The organism is Streptomyces sp. Ac-502, from assembly GCF_045222935.1.
In the GTDB taxonomy this organism is placed as follows: Bacteria; Actinomycetota; Actinomycetes; order Streptomycetales; family Streptomycetaceae; genus Streptomyces; species Streptomyces monomycini.
The window spans coordinates 5348653-5365500 of record NZ_JBHFFO010000001.1 but is presented as its reverse complement, the minus strand read 5'-3'; the positions used below and the strand labels follow the sequence as shown (position 1 = coordinate 5365500).

Genomic DNA, 16848 nt, shown 5'->3' with positions numbered 1-16848 from the left:
CTCAGCCCTCCAGGAAGGCCGTCAGGGCGCTCGCCAGCAGGTGCGGGTCCTCGCTGCCGCACAGCTCGCGCGCCGAGTGCATCGACAGGATGGCAACGCCGATGTCGACCGTGGCGATTCCGTGCCGGGCCGCGGTGATCGGCCCGATGGTGGTGCCGCAGGGCATGGCGTTGTTCGAGACGAAGGACTGCCACGGCACGCCGGCCCGCTCGCAGGCGTCCGCGAAGACCGCGCGGCCGCTGCCGTCGGTGGCGTACCGCTGGTTGACGTTGACCTTCAGGATCGGCCCGCCGTTGGGCAGCGGGTGGTGTCCGGGGTCGTGCCGCTCGGTGTAGTTGGGGTGCAGGGCGTGGCCGGTGTCGGAGGACAGGCAGACCGTGCCGGCGAAGGCGCGGGCGCGGTCCTCGTACGCGCCGCCGCGGGCGAAGACCGAACGTTCCAGCACCGTACCGAGCAGCGGGCCGTCGGCGCCGGTGTCGGACTGGCTGCCGTTCTCCTCGTGGTCGAAGGCGGCGAGCACCGGGATGTACGGCGGCTCCTCGCCGGACGTCGCGACCGCCGCCAGCGCGGCCGTACCAGCGTGCACGGACAGCAGGTTGTCCATCCGCGGCCCGGCCACCAGCTCGCGGTCGCGGCCGAGGTAGGCGGGCGGCTCGATGCTGTGGAGCATCAGGTCCCAGCCGCGTATGTCGCCGGCCGGCACCCCGATCTCCTCCTCCACGAAGGCGACCAGGTCGCCCTCGCGCACCTCGCCCAGGCCCCAGATCGGCGTCATGTGGCGCTGCTTGTCGAGCTTGAGGCCGTCGGCGTTGACCGAGCGGTCCAGGTGCACGGCGAGCTGCGGCACCCGCAGCAGGGCGCGGTCGACGTTGACCAGCCGGCTGGTGCCGTCGCGCAGCGTGACCCGGCCGCTCAGGCCCAGGTCACGGTCGAGCCAGGTGTTGAGCAGGGTGCCGCCGTAGACCTCGACGGCGACCTGCCGCCAGCCGCGGTGGCCGGTGTCCGGGATGGGTTTGACGCGCAGGTTGGGCGAGTCGGTGTGGGCGCCGACGATGCGGTACGGAGTGGCTGCCGTGGCGCTCTCCGGGACGTACCAGGCGATGATCGCCCCGCCGCGCAGGACGTACTTGCCGCCGCTCTCCCCGTCCCAGGCGTCGGTCTCGGCCACCTGCCGGAATCCCGCCTTCTCCAGCCGCTCGGCCGCGTTGGCCACTGCGTGGTACGGCGAGGGGGAGGCGGCGAGGAAGGACATCAGGTCGTCGGTGTGGCCGCGGTCGAAGCGGGCGGAATGGCTCATGGATTCAGCATAAGGACTAGTGGGTGCCCTTCCCCGGTATACGAATCGGCATGCATCACGGTATGGGAACCGGAACGCCCCGACGGCGGCCCGGCGACCGGCGCGGGCGCGGCTCCGGAAGGCCCGTGACCGCATCCCCCGCAGGTCCGTACGGGAAGTCGGGCGGCCCGTTCGGGCACCTCCTGGAATCCCGTTCGGAACCCTCGGCCAGGCCCGTTCGGGCACGGTCCGCCAGGTCCGTACGGCAGCTTCCCGAACGACGATGCCCGCCTCCCCGGGGGATGGGAGGCGGGCAACGCCAGCTTGGCGCGCTTGTCTGAGAACGCTGTGAGAGCGTCCCGTAAACCGGTTTTTTCCGGACGGGTTTTAAGCCGCCCTTAGAAGACCCGCAGAGCGCGCCAGGCCCCTCGGGTCACCTCAGAACGCGGCCTCGTCCAGCTCCATCAGCGACTGGTCGACGGTCTCGGCCAGGCCACGCTGCACGGACACGCCCGGCAGCACGTTGTGCGCGAAGAACTTCGCCGCCGCGATCTTGCCCTCGTAGAACGGCTTGTCCTTGCTGGAGGCGCCCGCCAGCTTCTCGCTCGCGACCGCGGCGCCCTTCAGGAGCAGGTAGCCGATGACGACGTCACCGGAGGCCATCAGCAGGCGGGTGGTGTTCAGCCCCACCTTGTAGATGGACTTCACGTCCTTCTCGGTGCCGGCCAGGTCGGTCAGCATCGCGCCGACGATCGCCTCCAGGTCGGCGGCGGCCTTGGCCAGCTCGCCGCGGGCCGTCTCCAGCGCCTCGCCGCCGACGGCCTCCGCGAGGAACTTCTTGATCTCCTCGGAGAGCGCGGTCATGGCCTGGCCCTGGTCCCGGACGATCTTCCGGAAGAAGAAGTCCTGGCCCTGGATGGCGGTGGTGCCCTCGTAGAGGGTGTCGATCTTGGCGTCCCGGATGTACTGCTCGATCGGGTACTCCTGGAGGTACCCGGAGCCGCCGAAGGTCTGGAGCGACTGGGCCAGCTGCTCGTAGGACTTCTCCGAGCCGTAGCCCTTGACGATCGGCAGCAGCAGGTCGTTCAGGCGGGTCGCGGCGGAGGCGTCCTCGCCCGCGGCCTCCTTGGCGATGATCTCGTCCTGGACGGTCGCGGTGTAGAGCACCAGGGCGCGCATGCCCTCGGCGTACGCCTTCTGCGTCATCAGCGCGCGGCGCACGTCGGGGTGGTGGGTGATGGTGACGCGCGGCGCGGTCTTGTCGGTGAAGGCGGCCAGGTCCGGGCCCTGCACGCGCTCCTTGGCGTACTCCAGGGCGTTGAGGTAGCCGGTGGAGAGGGTGGCGATGGCCTTCGTGCCGACCATCATCCGCGCGAACTCGATGATCTTGAACATCTGGCGGATGCCGTCGTGCTTCTCGCCCAGCAGCCAGCCCTTGGCCGGGTGGTTGGCGCCGAAGGTCATCTCGCAGGTGTTGGAGGCCTTCAGGCCCATCTTGTGCTCGACGTTGGTGGCGTAGACGCCGTTGCGCTCGCCCAGCTCGCCGGTCTCCCAGTCGAAGTCGTACTTCGGCACGATGAACAGCGACAGGCCCTTGGTGCCCGGACCGGCACCCTCGGGGCGGGCCAGCACGAAGTGCACGATGTTCTCGGACATGTCGTGCTCACCGGAGGTGATGAAGCGCTTGACGCCCTCGATGTGCCAGGTGCCGTCCGCCTGCTGCGTGGCCTTGGTGCGGCCGGCGCCGACGTCCGAACCCGCGTCGGGCTCGGTCAGCACCATGGTGGAGCCCCACTGCTTGTCCACCATCAGCTGCGCGATGCGGTGCTGCTCCTCGGTGCCCTCCTCGTGCAGTACACCCGCGAAGGCCGGGCCGGAGGCGTACATCCAGATGGCCGGGTTGGCGCCCAGGATGGTCTCGGCGAAGGCCCACAGCAGGGAGCGCGGCGCGGTGGTGCCGCCGATCTCCTCCGGGATGCCCAGGCGCCACCACTCGGCGTCCATGTACGCCTGGTAGCTCTTCTTGAAGGTGTCGGGCACCGGCGCGGTGTTGGTGTCCGGGTCGAAGACCGGCGGGTTGCGGTCGGTGTCCGCGAAGGAGTCCGCCAGCTCGTTCTCGGAGAGCCGGGCGATCTCGCTCAGCACGCTCTTGGCGGTGTCGACGTCCATCTCCGCGAACGGTCCGGTGCCGTACACGCTGTCGCGCCCGAGCACCTCGAAGAGGTTGAACTCGATGTCGCGGAGATTCGACTTGTAGTGGCCCATGGGTACGGCTCCGTAAGGTTCGGGAGGAGACCCAGCGCTTGGAAGCGAGGGACCTCAAACGCAATACCAGCAAGTAGCTACGATGATGCTACCCGTCGGTAATAAGAAGCAACCCCTGACCGCCCATCTGTGACGAGCGTCAATGAGCGGCGCCAGGGCCCCTGCCGTACGTCTCCGGGGGCCGTGATGCCCTGTTTGTGCAGCTCCGGAGGGGCCGGACGGTCCTTCCGTACGCCCTTGTACCTCCTCCTACGCCTCCTGCGTCCCTACCGCCACTGCTGCGACGTCTCACTGGTGGTCACCCGGCACACGGCGGGCTCGCCTCGCCCCGGCGACTTCCCCGAGGCGACCTGGCGCTGGCCGTCGAGCAGAATCCGGCAGGAAGCCGTCCCGTTCCCGGCCGGCCGCACCTCCAGCCGCGCCTCCTCGCCGGCGTCCACGACCACCGTTTCCCGCCAGGGCAGGCGCGTCCCGCCGGTCTCCTCCTCGTGCTGGTCGCCGCCCTCGGAGTGCCGGTAGCGCACCTCGGCGGCCCGCGGCGGCCCTCCCGTGGAGGTGGCCTCGTACGTCAGGGCCCAGGAAACCTGCGCATTCCTGAGCTGGACGGCGCCGAAGAGCATCAGCCCGCAGGCGGTCACGGCGCTGACGGTGAGCAGCACGCCGCCGCGGGTGATGCGCGGCTTCGGTCGGTCGCGGTCGGTCATCGGTGTGTGGCCTCGATCGGTCGGGCGGGCTCGGAGCTCTTCAAACGTAGCGGCGTATGTGCCGCGCCGACTCAGTACGCTGTGCCGCATGTACGGCTACGACCAGAACGCGGGCGCCGGGCAGCAGCAGTACGGTGCGCCCCCGCCGCAGCACCCGGCCCCCGGCGGCTACGGCGAGCAGCCCCTCTACCCCGAGCCGTCGCCGCCCTCCCTCGCCGACGCGGTGCGGGCCTTCACCACCGGCTCGATGTCGGCGGAGGACTTCCAGGGCATCTTCTCCACCTCCAAGGTCTACTGCCCGCGCGGCGACAACCCCGGGTTCCTGGCGCTGCACAACACGCAGCAGCCGGTCATCCCGATGTTCACCTCGCTCAAGGAGCTGCGCCGGTACGCGGGCAAGGAGTCCAAGTACTTCGTGATCACCGGCGCCGAGGTCCTGGACCTGCTCCCCACCGGCTACGGCTTCGTCCTGGACATGGAGGGCGACCACCGCATGGTCTTCGACGCCAAGTCGGTGGAGCAGATGGTCGACTTCGCGATGCGCCGGATGTACGGCTGACACACGCCTGGCGGCGGCCCCGTACGGTGCCGCCGCGCTCCTTCCGCTTCCGCGCCCGTCAGTCCAGCCCGGCCTGCGCCTTCGCCACCAGCTTCCCGTCGGAGAAGGTGAGCGAGGCGTTGCCGAGCCCGTCGGCGGCGGTGCAGGTGTAGCCGGTCGCCGAGCTGCCCGCGATGTCGGTGTCGGAGTTCTTCTCGCACGTCCCCGCGACGGCCAGCGCTTCCTTCTCGGGCATCCCGGTCCGCAGCCGGTCGTACTTCGCCTTCGTCATCGACCCCTTCCGTGCCTGGCCGCCGCCGAGCCCCACCTGCCCCTTGGCGGCCAGCCGCCCGTTGCTGAAGGTGAACGTCGCCGCGCTGAACAGCTCGCTGCCCCGGCAGGTCAGCACCTTGCCCTTGACCCCCGCCACCTCGTCCTCCGCCGAGGACTCGCACGGGCCGGTGATCGCGGTGACCTGCTGTTCGGTCATGCCCGTACGGACCCGGTCGTACATCTCCTTGGTGATCTTTCCCCGCCCGGCGGAGGCGGACGACGACCCGGAGGGGCCGGAACCGCTCTTGTCCTTGCCGCCGTCGGAACCGCTGACGGAGACGACCACGAGGACGATGACGATCACCGCCCCGACGGCCGCGGCGATGCCGCAGGTCATACAGCCTCTGCGGCGCTTGCGCCCAGGTGGCGGTGGTGGTGCCGCGTACGGCGAGCCGGGCGGTGCCGGCTGCCCTTGGTCCGAGGCGGCCGGGGGACCCTGGCCCGGCTGCCTCCACTCGTCCTTGCGGCCCGCTGGGTCCGGAGCGGATGTGCTCATGCGGTCCAGAGTGCTCCCGTCGCGTGCCCGGCGCGAGAGGCGTGCGTGTGCCGGAAGTGGTGTCCTGCGTACCGCTTACCGGCGAGGCTGTGACCAGCGGATTTCCCGTCGTCGGCGAGCGGGGAATGAGCGACGCCTTGCAGGTTGTTCAGAGTTCAACTAAGTTGAAAGTCGAACGACCGAGGAGGCCGTCATGCCCGCAGTGACCGTAGAGAACCCGCTGACCCTGCCGCGCGTGGCGGCGCCCGCCGACGCCCGGCCGCGGGCCGTGCTCGCGGTGTCCACAGCGCCCGGCGGCTTCGAGGGGGAGGGTTTCCCGGTACGCCGTGCCTTCGCCGGCATCGACTACACGCACCTGGACCCGTTCATCATGATGGATCAGATGGGCGAGGTGGAGTACGCGCCGGGCGAGCCCAAGGGCACCCCCTGGCACCCGCACCGCGGCTTCGAGACCGTCACGTACCTGATCGACGGCAGCTTCATCCACCGTGACTCGCACGGCGGCGGTGGCGTGATCAACGACGGCGACACCCAGTGGATGACGGCGGGCTCCGGCCTGCTGCACATCGAGGCGCCGCCGGAGGAGCTGGTCATGACGGGCGGGCTCTTCCACGGCCTCCAGCTGTGGGTGAACCTGCCCAAGAAGGACAAGATGATGGCGCCGCGCTACCAGGACATCGGCGGCGGCCAGGTCAAGCTGCTGACCTCGGCGGACGGCGGCGCGCTGCTGCGGCTGATCGCGGGCGACATCGACGGTCATGAAGGACCCGGGATCACCCACACGCCGATCACGATGATGCACGTCTCGGTCAATCCGGGGGCCGAGGTGACCATCCCGTGGCGGTCGGACTTCAACGCGCTGGCGTACGCGCTGGCCGGGCGCGGCACCGCGGGCCCGCTCGGGCGGCCGTTCCGTACCGGGCAGGCCGTCGTGTTCGGCCCCGGCGGCGACTCGCTCACCCTCCGGGCGGACGCCACGCAGGAGTCCCGCAGCCCCAACCTGGAGGTCGTGCTGCTCGGCGGGCAGCCGATCCGCGAGCCGATGATGCACTACGGCCCGTTCGTCATGAACACCCACGCCGAACTGGCCCAGGCCTTCGAGGACTTCCAGGCGGGGCGGCTGGGGACGGTGCCCGCCGAGGGCCACTGAGCCGGGAGGGCGGGTACGGGCCGGGGCCACTGGGCGGCCGCGGACGGGTACGGGCCGGCGGCGGCCCGTACCCGCCCGCGCCCGTATCAGCCCTGCATCCGCTCGCGGCGGAAAGCCGCCCCGTACGGGCGGCCCCGTGATCCACTGGCGGGGTGCGAAACGATCTGAGATCCCCGGACCGTCAGCCACTGCTCCCGGACGCCGCCCGCCGCGCCGCGGCCTGGTGCGGTGTGGGCCTGCTCGTCGCCGCCGTGGCGGCCGTCGGCGTCTGGCTGTGCGTGACCCTGAGCGCCGCCGTCACCCCCGTCCTGCTGGCCCTGCTCGGCAGTGCGCTGCTGGGGCCGGTCTACCGGCGGCTGGTGGCGATGAAGCTGAACCGTTCGCTGGCCGCCGGGCTGACCTGCGCCCTGCTGATCGTGGTGGTCGGCGGCGCCGGCTACATCGTCGTCAGCGCGCTGATCGACACCGGTGACCAGATCATCGCCTCGCTCAAGGACGCCGCCAAGGAGGTGTCCCGGCACTTCGGCGCCGCCGGCACCTCGCTGGACGACATCGTCTCCAACGCCAAGCCCTTCATAGGGAAGTTCGGCGGCACCGCGGCCACCGGCGTCCTGGAAGGCGTCGGCGTGGTCGCGGCCACCCTCGCCGCTTCCGTACTCGCCCTGTTCCTGACGTTCTTCTTCCTGCGCGACGCGGACAAGGCCGTCCGCGCCCTGCACGACTGGGCGCCCGGCGACTCCGGGCCGGGGCTGGAGCAGATGGCCCGCCGCGGCTACCAGGCCATCGAGGGCTTCATGCGCGGTACGACGCTGATCGCGCTGATCGACGCGGTCGGCATCACCGTCGGCCTGCTGATCCTCCAGGTGCCCGGCGCGTTCGGCCTGGGCGCGCTGGTCTTCGTGGGCGCCTACATCCCGTACCTGGGCTCGTTCCTGTCCGGCTCGGTGGCCGTACTGGTCGCGTTCGCCGACGACCGGGGCCCGGCCATCGCGCTCTGGACGCTGGGCATCGTCCTGGTGGTGTTCTTCCTGGAGGGCCACATCCTCCAGCCGATTGTGCAGAGCCGTACGGTCCAGATGCACCCGGCGATCGTGATGCTCGCGATCACCGCGGGCGCCAGCGTCGCCGGGGTGATGGGGATGCTGCTGTCCGTGCCGCTGACCGCGGCGGCGTTCGGCGTGCTCTCCGAGCTGCGCCGGCACTACGCCGCGGGTTCGGGCAGCGGGCCGGCCGGCGGATCGGCCGACGGGGCCGCCGGCGGGGCGGAGAGGTCCGCCAGCGACGGCTCGGCGCCGCCCGCCGCGTCCTCGTAGAGCTCGAACCACGTCGACTTGCCGTCGCCGCGCGGGTCCACGCCCCACGCGCCCGCCAGCAGTTCCATCAGCACCAGGCCGCGCCCCGAGGACGCCAGCTCGCCCGGGGTGCGGCGGTGCGGCAGCTCGTCGCTGCTGTCGGCGACGTCCACGCGGATCCGGCGGCTGCCCTTCTCGCCGGTGATCTCCGCGACCAGCAGCGCGTCGCCGTCCGTGTGCATCAGCACATTGGTGACCATCTCGGAGACCATCAGGACGGCCGAGTCGACCTGGTCCTCGTCGGTCCAGTCGTGCAGCACGTCGCGGACCTGGTGACGGGCCTCCGCTATCCGCTCGGGCTCGGCCTGCTTGACGGTCAGCACCGTACGGCGGACGGGCCGGTGCGCCGCCGTGCCGCCCGTACCGACCCCGCAGCTGCCGCCCTCGCGGCACAGCAGCAGCATCGCTATGTCGTCCTCGCGGCGGTCCATGAACGGACCGGTGGTGTGGTACGACGGCGGCCCGTGCACCGCCTGGACGAGCGCGTCGGCGAGCTTCTCCAGGCCCGCCGCGTCCTCCAGCGTCGGCGCGACCACGTCCGTGGCGTTCCCGGACGGGTCCTCGGCCCCGTACGTCTCGATGACGTGGCGCAGCCGCGCCCAGCCCGACTCCAGGTCGTGTCCGCCGGTCTCGATCAGCCCGTCCGTGCAGACCAGCATCGTCTCGCCGGGCTCCAGGACGAGCCGGGTGGTCGGGTAGTCGGTGTCCGGCACGATGCCCAGCGGCAGGCCGCCCGCGGTGGGCCGGACGAGTACGGTCCCGTCGGCCATCCGGATGGTCGGGTCGGGGTGCCCGGCCCGCGCGATGTCCAGCAGGCCGGTCGCCGGGTCCACCTCGATGTAGAGGCAGGTGGCGAAGCGCGGGTCCTCGCCGCCGAACTCGGTGTCGTTGATGCCGGCGAGGAAGCGGGAGGCGCGGGAGAGCACCGCGTCGGGGTGGTGGCCCTCGGAGGCGTAGGCGCGCAGCGCGATCCGCAGCTGTCCCATCAGGCCGGCGGCCCGTACGTCGTGGCCCTGCACGTCGCCGATGACCAGCGCGAACCGGCCGGACGGCAGCGTGATCATGTCGTACCAGTCGCCGCCGACCTCCAGGCCGCCGCCGGTCGGCACGTACCGCGCCGCCACCGTCATGCCGGGGATGTCCGGGTGCACCGTCGGCATCATGCTGCGCTGGAGGCCGTCGGTCAGCTCGCGCCGTGACTCCTGGTCGCCGGCGCGGGCCAGCGCCTGGGCGAGCATCCGGGCGACGGTGGTGAGCACCGAGCGCTCGTCGGGCGTGAAGGCGACCGGTGTGCCGAAGGCCGCCATCCAGGCGCCGATCGTGCGGCCCGCGCTCACCAGGGGCAGGAAGGCCCAGGACTCCCGGCGGAAGGCGGCGGCCAGCGGCCAGGTGGCGGGGTAGCGGCGGCGGTAGTCGCCGGGGGTGGGCAGGTAGACGGCGCGGCCGGTCCGTACCACCTCGGCGGCCGGGTAGTCGGTGTCCAGCGGCATGTCGACGAAGGGGGCGAGGTCGCCCTGCCGGTGCCCGTGGTGGCCGATGACGGAGATCCGGTCGCCCTCGATGCCGAAGACGGCCAGGCCGTCCGGGCTGAAGCCGGGCATGGACAGGCCGGCGGCGACCCGCAGCACCTCGGCGGTGGAGTGCGCCTCGGCGAGCGCGCGGCCGGCGTCCAGCAGGAACGCCTCGCGGGAGCGGCGCCAGTCGCCGGTGGCCGGGGCGTGCGGGGAGGCGGTGCCGGGCTGGGTCTCGAAGATCTCCTGGACGGTGCCGACCAGCTCGTAGTCCGTGTCGTCGGTGTCGCTGCGCAGGAAGGCGCGGGAGCGGGTGCGGACGGTGCGCAGCACCCGGCCGGCGCTGTCCATGACGCGCAGCCGGCCCTCGGCGATGCTGCTCTCGGTGACGGCGAGGTTGACGATGCCGGTGATCTCGGCGAAGTCGGCGGGGTGGAGGCGGGAGCGCATGGCCGCCTCGGACAGCTCGGTGGGCTCCGCGGGCAGCCCCAGCAGCCGGGCGGTCTCGGCGTCGAGGGTCACTTCCCCCGAGACGTTGTCCCAGCGCCACAGGCCGGTCGCGGTGGCGGCCAGGAGGTCCTTGGTGCGCATTGCATCACTTTATGTGGGTTTGACGGGAGCCGACCAGCGCGGCGGGCACCGCGGCGGACACCCCCATCTTCGCATGGCCCACTTGACGCGGATATGTCAATCGGCGGCCCAGGTCGACCGGTAACCTGGAGCAGTTAACTCTCACACTCCAACTTGCGACGACTTGGATGAGCGATGCATCGGTACCGGTCCCATAACTGTGGCGAGCTCCGAGCCTCGGACGTCGACACCGACGTCCGCCTCAGCGGCTGGCTGCACAATCGACGTGACCTGGGCGGCATCCTCTTCATCGATCTGCGCGACCACTACGGCCTGGTCCAGCTCGTCGCCCGTCCCGGCACCCCCGCCAACGAGGCGCTCGGCTCGCTGACCAAGGAGTCCGTCGTCCGTATCGACGGCAAGGTCAGCGCCCGCGGCGCGGACAACGTCAACCCCGACCTGCCCACCGGCGAGATCGAGGTCGAGGTCACCGCCGTCGAGGTGCTGGGCGCCGCCGAGCAGATCCCCTTCACGATCAACGCCGAGGACGGCGTCAACGAGGAGAAGCGCCTCGAATACCGCTTCCTCGACCTGCGCCGCGAGCGGATGCACCGCAACCTGATGCTGCGCACCGCCGTCATCTCCGCCATCCGGCACAAGATGACCGCGCTCGGCTTCAACGAGATGGCGACGCCGATCCTGTCCGCGACCTCTCCCGAGGGCGCCCGCGACTTCCTCGTCCCGTCCCGGCTGCACGCCGGCAAGTTCTACGCGCTGCCGCAGGCCCCGCAGCAGTTCAAGCAGCTGCTGATGATCGCGGGCTTCGACCGCTACTTCCAGATCGCGCCCTGCTTCCGTGACGAGGACGCCCGCGCCGACCGCTCGCCGGGCGAGTTCTACCAGCTCGACGTCGAGATGAGCTTCGTCGAGCAGGAGGACGTCTTCGGCCCGATCGAGCAGCTGATGACCGAGCTGTTCACCGAGTTCGGCGGCGGCCGCACGGTCACCTCGCCGTTCCCGCGCATCCCGTTCCGCGAGTCGATGCTCAAGTACGGCTCCGACAAGCCGGACCTCCGCGCCGAGCTGGAGCTGGTCGACGTCTCGTCGGTCTTCGCCGGCTCCGGCTTCAAGGCCTTCGCCGACAAGCACGTCCGCGCCCTGGCCGTGCCGGACACCGCCGACCAGCCGCGGAAGTTCTTCGACCAGATGGGTGACTTCGCCGTCCAGCAGGGCGCGAAGGGCCTGGCCTGGGTCCGCGTCGGCGAGTCCAACGCCCTGTCCGGCCCGATCGCCAAGTTCCTCACCGAGGACGACGTGAAGGCGCTGGTCGAGGCCCTGGACCTGAAGCCCGGCTCGGCCGTCTTCTTCGGCGCCGGCGAGTTCGACGAGGTCTCCAAGATCATGGGCGCGGTCCGCGTCGAGGCGGCCAAGCGCACCGGCCACTTCGTCGAGGGCGAGTTCCGCTTCTGCTGGATCGTCGACTTCCCGATGTTCGAGAAGGACGAGGACACCGGCAAGATCGAGTTCTCCCACAACCCGTTCTCCATGCCCCAGGGCGGCCTGGAAGCACTGGAGACCAAGGACCCGCTGGACATCCTCGCCTGGCAGTACGACATCGTCTGCAACGGCGTCGAGCTGTCCTCCGGCGCCATCCGCAACCACGAGCCGGACGTCATGTACAAGGCGTTCGCCATCGCCGGTTACGACAAGGACACCGTCGAGGCCGAGTTCGGCGGCATGCTCCGCGCCTTCAAGTTCGGCGCCCCGCCGCACGGCGGCATCGCCCCGGGCGTGGACCGCATCGTCATGCTCCTCGCCGACGAGCCCAACATCCGCGAGACCATCGCCTTCCCCCTCAACGGCAACGCCCAGGACCTGCTCATGGGCGCCCCGTCGGAGGTCGAGGAGTCGCGGCTGAAGGAGCTGCACCTGTCGATCCGCAAGCCGCAGGTGAAGTAGTTCGTTCGTACGTGTGAAGGGCCCGCGATCGTATGATCGCGGGCCCTTCGCGTGCCACGCTCCGGGCATGGTGAGGCGCTGGCGGAAGCCCAGAAGCTCCTCGGCACGAAGACCGGGAACGGCACCGAACATGGCGTTGATGGAGGCGGTCAAGCGGCGTAGTCGGGCCGTAGCGCTCGCCGAGCTGCGCGAAATGGGAGCGAACGGCGACTTCGACACGGGCTCCGCGCCCTAAGCTGGACCTGAGCCAGTGCGTCGGGAAGGCCTCCAGTGGACAGCAACATCAACGCGCTCATCAAGATGTGGCACGAGCAGGACATTCCCGATGGTCTGCGTGCCGAGCTGCTCGACGGCGAACTCGTCATGCAGACGAATCCGGGGATCGTTCATGACCTCCCCGCCCGCAGCCTCGTCCGGCACACTCCAGAGCCTTTCGAGGCATGGAGCGAGCGCGGCATCTTGGTGGCCGATGATTACCGGCCCCGTGCCGACGCCGTCATCATCCGTGCGGAAGACCGCCCGGCCCCCGACTTCGCAGAAGCGGACCTGCCGCCGCAGATCGTCCTCGCCGTCGTGGAAACGGTCTCCACGACCCGTACGGCCATCAAGCGGGACTGGGAGGACAAGCGCGAGCGGTACGCCGAAGCCGGCATCCCCGTCTACCTGATCGTCGACCCCAACGACGCCACCTGGCACGTGCTCCAGCTGGACGGCCGCCACTACGTCGAGACCGCGAAGGGCATCTTCGGCCAGGAGATCCCTCTGCCCGAGCCCATGGGCTTCACGGTACGGACGGCGGACTGGCATCCGTACGGCGGTACGTCCGCGTAGGCGCCACTCGTGAATGCCGAGGGGCCCGGAACCGTTTACCGGTACCGGGCCCCTCGCCATACGTCGTCGGCCTGCCTACTCCGCCGCCCCGAACCGCTCCCGGTACGCCGCCAGGTCATCCTCCGTGATCTTCGCGAAGAGCACCGGCGGCACGGTGAACGCCGTACCCGCCGGGACCGAGGACAGGGCCCGCGCCTCCTCCGCCGTCACCCAGGCCGCCGTGTCGCCGTCCAGCGCGAACGCGCCGCGCATCGCCTTCGCCGCCGCCGGGATGAACGGCTCCGAGACGATCGCGTACAGGTGGATCAGGTTCATCGCCGTACGCAGCGTCAGCGCCGCCGCTTCCTGGTCGGTCTTGATCTCCAGCCAGGGGGCCTTCTCCTCCAGGTAGGAGTTGCCCGCGCTCCACAGCGCGCGCAGAGCCGCCGCCGCCTTGCGGAACTGAAGGGCCTCCATGTGGCCCTCGTACTCCGCGAGCAGCTCGGCGATCTGCTCGCCCAGCTTCGCCTCGGCCTCCCCGGCCGCCGCGCCCGCCGGCACCTCGTCGCCGAAGCGCTTGCGGGAGAAGGACAGCACCCGGTTGACGAAGTTGCCGAGGGTGTCGGCCAGGTCCTTGTTGACCGAGGAGGAGAACAGCTCCCAGGTGAAGGACGTGTCGTCGGACTCCGGGGCGTTGGCGATCAGGAAGTAGCGCCAGTAGTCGGCGGGCAGCAGCTCCAGCGCCGCGTCGGTGAAGATGCCGCGCTTCTGCGAGGTGGAGAACTTGCCGCCGTAGTACGTCAGCCAGTTGAACGCCTTGAGGAAGTCGACCTTCTTCCACGGCTCGCGGGTGCCCAGCTCGGTGGCCGGGAACATCACCGAGTGGAACGGGACGTTGTCCTTGGCCATGAACTCCGTGTAGCGCACGTCGTCGGCCTCGTACCACCACGACTTCCAGTCGCGGTGCGCCGGGTCGGCGTCCGCCCACTCCTTCGTCGAGGCGATGTACTCGATCGGCGCGTCGAACCAGACGTAGAAGACCTTGCCCTCGGCGGCCAGCTCCGGCCACACGTCGGCCGGCACCGGCACGCCCCAGTCCAGGTCACGGGTGATCGCCCGGTCGTGCAGGCCCTCGGTCAGCCACTTGCGGGCGATGGACGACGCCAGCGTCGGCCACTCCTCGCTGTTGTCGTCGATCCACTGCTCGACCTCGCCCTGGAGCTCGGACTGGAGCAGGAAGAGGTGCTTGGTCTCGCGCACCTCCAGGTCGCTGCTGCCGCTGATCGCCGAGCGGGCGTCGATCAGGTCGGTCGGGTCCAGGACGCGGGTGCAGTTCTCGCACTGGTCGCCGCGCGCCTTGTCGTAGCCGCAGTGCGGGCACGTGCCGACGATGTAGCGGTCCGGCAGGAAGCGCTCGTCGGCGATCGAGTAGACCTGCCGGATGGCGCGCTCCTCGATGAAGCCGTTCTCGTGCAGCTTGCGCGCGAAGTGCTGGGTCAGCTCCACGTTCTGCTGCGAGGAGCTGCGCCCGAAGTGGTCGAACCGCAGGTGGAAGCCGTCGTAGATGGCCTTCTGCGCGTCGTGCTGCTCGCCGCAGTACGCGTCGACGGACTGGCCGGCGCCCTTGGCCGCCAGCTCGGCGGGCGTGCCGTGCTCGTCCGTCGCGCAGATGTAGAGCACCTCGTGGCCGCGCTGGCGCAGATACCGTCCGTACACGTCGGCCGGGAGCATGGACCCCACCATGTTGCCCAGGTGCTTGATCCCGTTGATGTACGGAAGGGCGCTGGTGATGAGGTGTCGAGCCATTGCCGGCTGCTCCCAAGTCGCTACGGTGAGTGAGGTTTTGTTCTACGGAACGTCAATATCGTACTGGACGGGTACGGGGCCACCGCGCCCGGTTTTCCGCACCCGGTACGGCCCTTGATCGTCTCCTTCGGGTGATCAGGACCGTCGGGCCACCACGAGCGCCCAGCCGGGGCTGCCGTCGGGGCGGCGGGCCGCCCCTCGCACCGGTTCGAGCGCCACGGTGAACCCCGCCGCGCGCAGGCCGGCCCGTATCTCGCGCAGCGCGCACGTCCGGTAGTACATGACGAACGGGGGCCGCCACAGCACGTTCCGTACGCGCATCACCGCGTCGAAGCCGAGCAGGGTCCAGTACAGAACGGAGCCGGGCGACGGCGGCGCGGCGATCGGGAAGGCGAAGATCCCGCCCGGACGCAGCGCCCGGTGCACTCCGGCGAAGACCGCGGCGCGCTCGGCGGGCAGGAAGTGGCCGAGGGCGCCGAAGGTGACGGCGAGGTCGAAGGCGGAGGCGAAGGGGAGGGCGCGGGCGTCGGCGCGTACGTACGCGACGGTGGGCTCCGTACCCGGGGGCGGGGGCGTGGCCACGGTCCGGCGTGCCGCCGCGAGCATCCCCGTACTGAAGTCGGCCCCCACGATCCGCTCCCGGCACAGGGACCGCAGCACGCCCATGCCCGCCCCCGTGCCGCAGCAGACGTCGAGCCCGGACGCGAACGGGCCGAGACCCCGCAGCGCCTCGGCCGTCGCGTCGAGAATCCGGTCCGGCGTACGGAACGGCGTGTGGTCGAACTTCGGGGCCAGCAGGTCGTAGCCGCGCTCCACGGAGGAGAGCGCCTGCACGGTCAGCTCGCGGAGCGTCGGTCCCTCGGGGGTGAACACGGGGCCAGCGTACTGAGCGCCGGCCTGCCGCGAGTGGTCCCGGCGCGTCCCGTCAGGGGGACCCGCGGGCGTTGAGGCGGGCGGCCTGGCGCGTCAGGTGGTCGCGCTCGGCGAGGTTGGACGCCTTCCGGGCAGCCTCCGCGTACAGCCGCGCCGCCGTCGCCGGGTCACCGTCCCGCTCGTGGAGGTACGCCGCCACGGCGGTGTGCCGGGGCAGCGCCGCGTCCAGCTCCGCGAGCGCCGTCAGGCCGGCCCGCGGCCCGTCGGCCTCACCGACCGCCACCGCGCGGTTGAGCCGGACGACCGGGCTGTCGGTCAGGCGCGCCAGCTCGTCGTACCACTCGACGATCTGCACCCAGTCGGTCTCCGCCGCGGTGGGCGCGTCGGCGTGCAGCGCCGCGATGGCGGCCTGGGCCTGGAACTCGCCCAGCCGGTCGCGGGCGAGCGCCGCCTGCAAGATCCCGACGCCCTCCGCGACGGCCTCGGTGTCCCACCGGTCCCGGTCCTGCTCGGCGAGCGGCACCAGACTGCCGTCGGGCGCGGTACGGGCGGCACGGCGCGCGTGGTGGAGCAGCATCAGGGCGAGCAGGCCCGCCACCTCGGGGTGGTCGATCACGGCCGCGAGCTGCCGGGTGAGCCGGACGGCCTCGGCGGCGAGGTCGACGTCGCCGGAGTACCCCTCGTTGAAGACCAGGTAGAGGACGCGCAGCACGGTGGCGACGTCGCCGGGCCGGTCGAGACGGACGCCGGACACGGTCCGTTTCGCCCGGCTGATCCGCTGCGCCATCGTCGCCTCGGGCACCAGGTACGCCCGGGCGATCTGGCGGGTGGTGAGCCCGCCGACCGCCCGCAGCGTGAGCGCGACCGCGGACGACGGCGACAGCGACGGGTGGGCGCACAGGAAGTACAGCTGAAGCGTGTCGTCCGCGGCGGGCGCGGGCCCGGGCGGCGGCTCCTGGTCGACGAGGTCCTCCCGCCGGCGGCGGGACACGTCCGCCCGGGTCGCGTCGAGGAACCGCCGCCAGGCCACGGTGACCAGCCAGCCCTTGGGATCGCGCGGCATCTCGGCGGGCCAGACGCGGACCGCCTCGACCAGCGCCTCCTGTACGGCGTCCTCGGCCGCCGCGAAGTCGGCTCCGCGGCGGACGAGGACCCCGATCACGCTCGGCGTGAGGCTCCGCAGCAGCGCCTCGTCCATCCGCGTC

General features: G+C 71.1%; 13 protein-coding genes. 5 read left to right on the top strand and 8 right to left on the bottom strand.

Going from position 1 to position 16848, the window contains the following annotated elements:
- Position 1: 1 nt before the first annotated feature.
- From ACEXOX_RS24195 to ACEXOX_RS24185, 3 genes are all read right to left on the bottom strand, one after another.
- Positions 2-1297, bottom strand: a complete 1296-nt coding sequence (locus tag ACEXOX_RS24195; protein ID WP_406523203.1) for a M18 family aminopeptidase — start codon at positions 1295-1297, stop codon at positions 2-4.
- A gap of 417 nt (positions 1298-1714) precedes the next feature.
- Positions 1715-3541, bottom strand: a complete 1827-nt coding sequence (locus ACEXOX_RS24190) for an acyl-CoA dehydrogenase (RefSeq protein ID WP_406523201.1) — start codon at positions 3539-3541, stop codon at positions 1715-1717.
- Between the two features lie 266 nt (positions 3542-3807).
- Positions 3808-4245 (bottom strand): hypothetical protein, encoded by a 438-nt coding sequence (locus ACEXOX_RS24185; RefSeq protein WP_406523199.1) that lies wholly within the window; start codon positions 4243-4245, stop codon positions 3808-3810.
- An 88-nt stretch (positions 4246-4333) separates the two neighbouring features.
- On the opposite strand from ACEXOX_RS24185, the gene ACEXOX_RS24180 reads away from it, so the two are divergent.
- Positions 4334-4804 carry an SseB family protein gene (locus tag ACEXOX_RS24180; RefSeq protein WP_003980379.1) on the top strand — a complete coding sequence of 157 codons (471 nt, stop codon included), beginning with the start codon at positions 4334-4336 and terminating at the stop codon, positions 4802-4804.
- 58 nt (positions 4805-4862) lie between these two features.
- Here the strand turns inward: ACEXOX_RS24180 and ACEXOX_RS24175 are convergent, their stop codons facing one another.
- The gene (locus ACEXOX_RS24175; protein WP_406523197.1) at positions 4863-5612 is read right to left on the bottom strand and encodes a hypothetical protein; all 750 of its coding nucleotides are present in this window, start codon (positions 5610-5612) and stop codon (positions 4863-4865) included.
- A 193-nt stretch (positions 5613-5805) separates the two neighbouring features.
- On the opposite strand from ACEXOX_RS24175, the gene ACEXOX_RS24170 reads away from it, so the two are divergent.
- Both ACEXOX_RS24170 and ACEXOX_RS24165 read left to right on the top strand, forming a co-directional pair.
- The gene (locus ACEXOX_RS24170; RefSeq protein ID WP_406523195.1) at positions 5806-6762 is read left to right on the top strand and encodes a pirin family protein; all 957 of its coding nucleotides are present in this window, start codon (positions 5806-5808) and stop codon (positions 6760-6762) included.
- A 152-nt stretch (positions 6763-6914) separates the two neighbouring features.
- Positions 6915-8075: an AI-2E family transporter gene (locus ACEXOX_RS24165; protein WP_406523194.1), complete on the top strand. Its 1161-nt coding sequence runs from the start codon at positions 6915-6917 to the stop codon at positions 8073-8075.
- Here ACEXOX_RS24165 and ACEXOX_RS24160 read toward each other — a convergent pair.
- Positions 7964-10216, bottom strand: coding sequence for a SpoIIE family protein phosphatase (locus ACEXOX_RS24160; protein ID WP_406523192.1), 2253 nt, complete (start codon positions 10214-10216; stop codon positions 7964-7966). The genes ACEXOX_RS24165 and ACEXOX_RS24160 overlap by 112 nt on opposite strands.
- Positions 10217-10390: 174 nt before the next feature.
- Here ACEXOX_RS24160 and aspS point away from each other — a divergent pair, with 174 nt between their 5' ends.
- Both aspS and ACEXOX_RS24150 read left to right on the top strand, forming a co-directional pair.
- Complete coding sequence (gene aspS, locus ACEXOX_RS24155; RefSeq protein ID WP_406523190.1) at positions 10391-12154, top strand: aspartate--tRNA ligase; 1764 nt, start codon at positions 10391-10393, stop codon at positions 12152-12154.
- Between the two features lie 270 nt (positions 12155-12424).
- Positions 12425-12985, top strand: coding sequence for a Uma2 family endonuclease (locus ACEXOX_RS24150; RefSeq protein ID WP_406523188.1), 561 nt, complete (start codon positions 12425-12427; stop codon positions 12983-12985).
- A gap of 75 nt (positions 12986-13060) precedes the next feature.
- Here the strand turns inward: ACEXOX_RS24150 and metG are convergent, their stop codons facing one another.
- The 3 genes from metG to ACEXOX_RS24135 all read right to left on the bottom strand — a co-directional run bounded on the left by metG (position 13061) and on the right by ACEXOX_RS24135 (position 16841).
- On the bottom strand, positions 13061-14770 hold the full coding sequence (gene metG, locus ACEXOX_RS24145) for a methionine--tRNA ligase (RefSeq protein WP_406523186.1): 1710 nt from the start codon (positions 14768-14770) through the stop codon (positions 13061-13063).
- 135 nt (positions 14771-14905) lie between these two features.
- The gene (locus ACEXOX_RS24140) at positions 14906-15643 is read right to left on the bottom strand and encodes a class I SAM-dependent methyltransferase (RefSeq protein ID WP_406523184.1); all 738 of its coding nucleotides are present in this window, start codon (positions 15641-15643) and stop codon (positions 14906-14908) included.
- Between the two features lie 52 nt (positions 15644-15695).
- Positions 15696-16841 (bottom strand): RNA polymerase sigma factor, encoded by a 1146-nt coding sequence (locus ACEXOX_RS24135; RefSeq protein WP_406526452.1) that lies wholly within the window; start codon positions 16839-16841, stop codon positions 15696-15698.
- Between the last annotated feature and the right edge of the window lie 7 nt (positions 16842-16848).